This window comes from Variovorax sp. P4_D9 (genome assembly GCF_056401695.1).
Window position 1 is genome coordinate 1 of record NZ_JBFUIU010000842.1, and the last position, 3,736, is coordinate 3,736.

Consider the following 3,736-nt stretch of genomic DNA (forward strand, 5'->3'; position numbering starts at 1 on the left):
GTGCCCGACTGCGGGTATGAATGCCATGGAATTCACGCTCGAGGCCCTCGAAACACCGGCGCTGACCAAGGCGCACCTGGCCGACCTGCTGTTCGAGCAGATCGGCTTGAACAAGCGCGAGTCCAAGGACATGGTCGAAGCCTTCTTCGATCTGATCGCCAACAGCCTGATCGAGGGCACGGACGTCAAGATCTCCGGTTTCGGCAACTTTCAGATCCGCGTCAAGGCGCCGCGGCCGGGGCGCAATCCGCGCACTGGCGAGGCCATTCCGATCGGCGAGCGGCGCGTGGCGACCTTCCACGCGAGCGCCAAGCTCAAGGAACAAATCCACGGAAGCATCGGCGACGCAGCACCGCAAGAGGTCGAATGGAGCTTGGGCGCCGAATAACATTGGTGCTCCGTGCGCCGGTGGAGTAACCTATGAGGTTTCGCTCGCACTGTCTTGATTTCAATGGAGAAAACCCTCCCGCCGATCCCTGTCAAACGCTACTTCACGATCGGTGAGGTGGCCGAACTCTGTGGCGTCAAGCCGCATGTGCTGCGCTACTGGGAGCAGGAGTTCACGCAACTGCGCCCGATGAAGCGGCGCGGCAACCGGCGCTACTACCAGCACCACGAGGTGCTCATGATCCGACGCATTCGCGACTTGCTCTACGACCAGGGCTTCACGATCAGCGGCGCGCGCAACAAGCTGCAGGAACTGGTGCAGTCCGAGCGCGACCGCCGCAAGACGGGCGAGGTCCCGCTCGAAGGCATGGAGGCGATCGAGATCGACCAGGAGGAGTTCGACGCCGCGTTGCAGGACGACATGGAGGTGCACGAGGGCAACGAGACATCCGGCAGGACCATCGATCTGTCGCAGTTGGTCCAGCTGCGGCGCGAACTGATTGAAATTCGTGAGCTGCTCGGCTCGAGTCACTGAGTTCAGGCCGCTATAATCGAGAGCTTCGGTGTGTGGCGCAGCCTGGTAGCGCACTTGCATGGGGTGCAAGGGGTCGAAGGTTCGAATCCTTTCACACCGACCAAATCGTGAGATAGATCAACGGCTTACGCCCACAAGGCGTAGGCCGCTTTTCTTTGCACGAGGCGAATTCGGGGGGCTTGATGAAGCCGGCGATGAGACCGGCTCAATCACGCGTGACCCATGTGACGAACGCATTGAGCGCGAGCCACAGCACCCCGGCTCCCAGCAGCGCCAGGGCTGCCGCCGTCATTCCGACGGCGCGCGCGCCGCCTTGCACTTTCGAAGGGGCCGTGACTTTCATGGTGATTCGATGCTCCCGACGTTGTGAATCATTGCGCGAACTCCTTGCGAGTGGAATGCTTCCATGGTGCGCGCGCCACGCGAGAGCGGGCTTGCGCTGGGTCAAGCTTGCGTGGAGCGGCGTTCCCTTGATGCGCATCAAGTCGATGCGCGCGTCGACTGCCAAGCTCCCATGCTGCGAAGGAGCGACGATGACCCCTGGATTGTTCGACGGCACGGGCGCGAGGCCAGCATGAGCCCGGCCCCGCCGGTGCCGGTCGATCCCTGGTTGACCGGGGCGGTGGCGATGGATGTCGCACTGGCCTCGCATGCATCCGCCGACGCGATCGCCGCCCGACAGGCACGTCGCCTGGGCGAATTGCTCGCCTCGGCGAGGCTGCGGTCGCCGTTGCACCGTCGCCTGCTGGAAGGGCGCGACCTGGGCAGCCTGCGTCTCGCGGACCTGCCGGTGGCGCACAAGTCCGACCTGATGCAGGATTTCGACGATTGGGTGGCCGACCCCGGTCTCCGGCTGGACGACATGCGCCGCTTCGTGGCCGACCGGCAGCGCATCGCCGAACCCTTTCTCGGACGCTACGTGGTGTGGGAAAGCTCGGGCAGCAGCGGCGATCCCGGCATCTTCGTGCAGGATGCGACGGCAATGGCGGTCTACGATGCGCTCGAGGCGCTGCGCCGGCCGGCCCTGCGGCCGCTGCAACGCCTGCTGGATCCGTTTGGGCTGGCCGATCGCATCGCTTTCGTCGGCGCGACCGGCGGGCACTTCGCGAGCACCGTGTCGATCGAGCGCCTGCGGCGTCTCAATCCGGCCTTCTCGATGCGCATGCGCAGCATCTCCTTCCTGCAGCCGGTCGACCGCATCGTGGCGGAACTGAACGCCTTCGCCCCCACCGTTATCGCCACCTATCCCAGCGCGGCCGTGCTGCTGGGCGAGGAACGAATGGGCGGGCGACTCCGCGTCTCACCGGGCGAGGTGTGGACCGGCGGTGAAGACCTGTCGCCGGCCAAGCGCGAGTTCGTGAAGCGGGCCTTCGGCTGTCCCGTCGCCAACAGCTACGGCGCCTCGGAGTTCCTGTCGCTGGCGTCCGAGTGCGAGCACGGTCACCTGCATCTCAACAGCGACTGGGTGATTCTCGAGCCGGTGGACGCACAGGGCCGTGCCGTGGCGCCCGGCGCGACGGCGGCGACGACGCTGCTGACCAACCTGGCGAACCATGTGCAGCCCCTGATCCGCTACGACCTGGGCGATCGCGTCACGGTGCACGAAGGCGCATGTCCGTGCGGCTCCTGCCTGCCGGTGATCGACGTGCAGGGCCGCAGCGAGGACACGCTGCATCTGGGCCGCGCCAGTTCAGGCTCGGTCAGCGTGCTTCCCCTGGCGCTCAGCACGATGCTCGAAGAGGAGGCCGGCCTGTTCGACTTCCAACTCGTGCAGGAAGGGCCCTGCAAGCTGCTCCTGCGCACCGGCCTGTCGGGTACCGAGGCCGAGCGCGTGCTGCAGCGGGCGCGCCGGGTGCTCGGCGAGTTCCTCGATGCCCAGGGCGCGGTGGGCGTACATGTCCGTTGCCGAAGCGGCGAACCCGGCCACGCCGGCCGCAGCGGCAAGGTGCTGCGCGTGGTGGCGACGCCGGATTGAGCGCCGCGCAGCCGCGGCTGCTCAGGGCAGCAGCACCGCCGCGCCCTGCAGCCGGCCGGCCCGCAGGTCTGCCATCGCTTCGTTGGCCTGTTCCAGCGGGTAGGTGGTGACGTGGACCTGCGGCGGATGCGCGTGCACCAGCGCCAGGAATTCATGGGCGTCGGCGCGTGTGAGATTGGCCACCGAGACCAGCTCGCGCTCCTCCCAGAGCAAGCGGTACGGGAAAGCGGGGATGTCGCTCATGTGGATGCCGCCGCAGACCACCCGCCCGCCCTTGCGAACCGCCCGCAAGGCGGTYGGCACCAATTCGCCGGCGGGCGCGAAGATGATCGCCGCATCCAGTGCCTCTGGCGGAAACTCGTCCGAGCCCCCCGACCACTCGGCGCCGAGGCTGCGGGCAAAGGCCTGGCTTTCAGTGTCCCCCAGCCGAGTGAACGCGAAGACCCGGCGCCCCTGGCCGACGGCCACCTGCGCGATCAGGTGGGCGGCGGCGCCGAAACCGTACAGGCCGAGGCGTTTGCCGCTGCCGGCCACCTTCAGGCAGCGCCATCCAATCAGGCCGGCGCACAGCAGGGGGGCGATCCGGGCCGGCTGCGGCGTCAGCAATCCCAGGGGCAGGCAGAAATCGGCCTCGGCCAGGACGTGGCTCGCGAAGCCGCCGTCGCGGTGGTAGCCCGTGAAGCGCGGGGTGTCGCAGAGGTTCTCCCGACCCTCGATGCAGAAAGCGCAATGCCCGCAGCTGTGGCCGAGCCAGGGAACGCCGACCCGGTCGCCCATGCGATGCCCCTGGACGCCCGCGCCAAGCGCCTCGACCTCGCCGACGATCTCATGGCCAGGCA

General features: G+C 67.3%; 5 protein-coding genes and 1 tRNA gene. 4 read left to right on the top strand and 2 right to left on the bottom strand.

All coding sequences use genetic code 11. The features are described from left to right. The first annotated feature begins 16 nt into the window (after positions 1 to 16). From AC1DY5_RS46525 to AC1DY5_RS46535, 3 genes are all read left to right on the top strand, one after another. Positions 17 to 388: an integration host factor subunit alpha gene (locus tag AC1DY5_RS46525; RefSeq protein ID WP_478121153.1), complete on the top strand. Its 372-nt coding sequence runs from the start codon at positions 17 to 19 to the stop codon at positions 386 to 388. A gap of 63 nt (positions 389 to 451) precedes the next feature. Beyond that, positions 452 to 922 (top strand): MerR family transcriptional regulator, encoded by a 471-nt coding sequence (locus tag AC1DY5_RS46530; RefSeq protein WP_478121149.1) that lies wholly within the window; start codon positions 452 to 454, stop codon positions 920 to 922. 26 nt (positions 923 to 948) lie between these two features. Next, positions 949 to 1,025: transfer RNA gene (locus tag AC1DY5_RS46535), tRNA-Pro, on the top strand. Between the two features lie 102 nt (positions 1,026 to 1,127). On the opposite strand, the gene AC1DY5_RS46540 is transcribed toward AC1DY5_RS46535, so the two are convergent. Continuing rightward, positions 1,128 to 1,265, bottom strand: a complete 138-nt coding sequence (locus AC1DY5_RS46540) for a hypothetical protein (protein ID WP_478121150.1) — start codon at positions 1,263 to 1,265, stop codon at positions 1,128 to 1,130. 231 nt (positions 1,266 to 1,496) lie between these two features. Between AC1DY5_RS46540 and AC1DY5_RS46545 the strand changes: the two genes are divergently transcribed. Further along, a complete protein-coding gene (locus tag AC1DY5_RS46545) occupies positions 1,497 to 2,897 on the top strand; it encodes a phenylacetate--CoA ligase family protein (RefSeq protein WP_478121151.1) in 1,401 nt (466 codons plus the stop codon). A gap of 21 nt (positions 2,898 to 2,918) precedes the next feature. Here AC1DY5_RS46545 and AC1DY5_RS46550 read toward each other — a convergent pair. Further along, positions 2,919 to 3,736, bottom strand: an 818-nt coding sequence (locus AC1DY5_RS46550) for an alcohol dehydrogenase catalytic domain-containing protein (RefSeq protein ID WP_478121152.1), incomplete at its 5' end; no start/stop codon positions are given.

Coding starts and splice junctions, on each gene's coding strand:
- AC1DY5_RS46525 (WP_478121153.1), top strand. CDS start 17: ATGAATGCCATGGAATTCACGCTCGAGGCCCTCGAAACACCGGCGCTG.
- AC1DY5_RS46545 (WP_478121151.1), top strand. CDS start 1,497: ATGAGCCCGGCCCCGCCGGTGCCGGTCGATCCCTGGTTGACCGGGGCG.
- AC1DY5_RS46530 (WP_478121149.1), top strand. CDS start 452: ATGGAGAAAACCCTCCCGCCGATCCCTGTCAAACGCTACTTCACGATC.
- AC1DY5_RS46540 (WP_478121150.1), bottom strand. CDS start 1,265: ATGAAAGTCACGGCCCCTTCGAAAGTGCAAGGCGGCGCGCGCGCCGTC.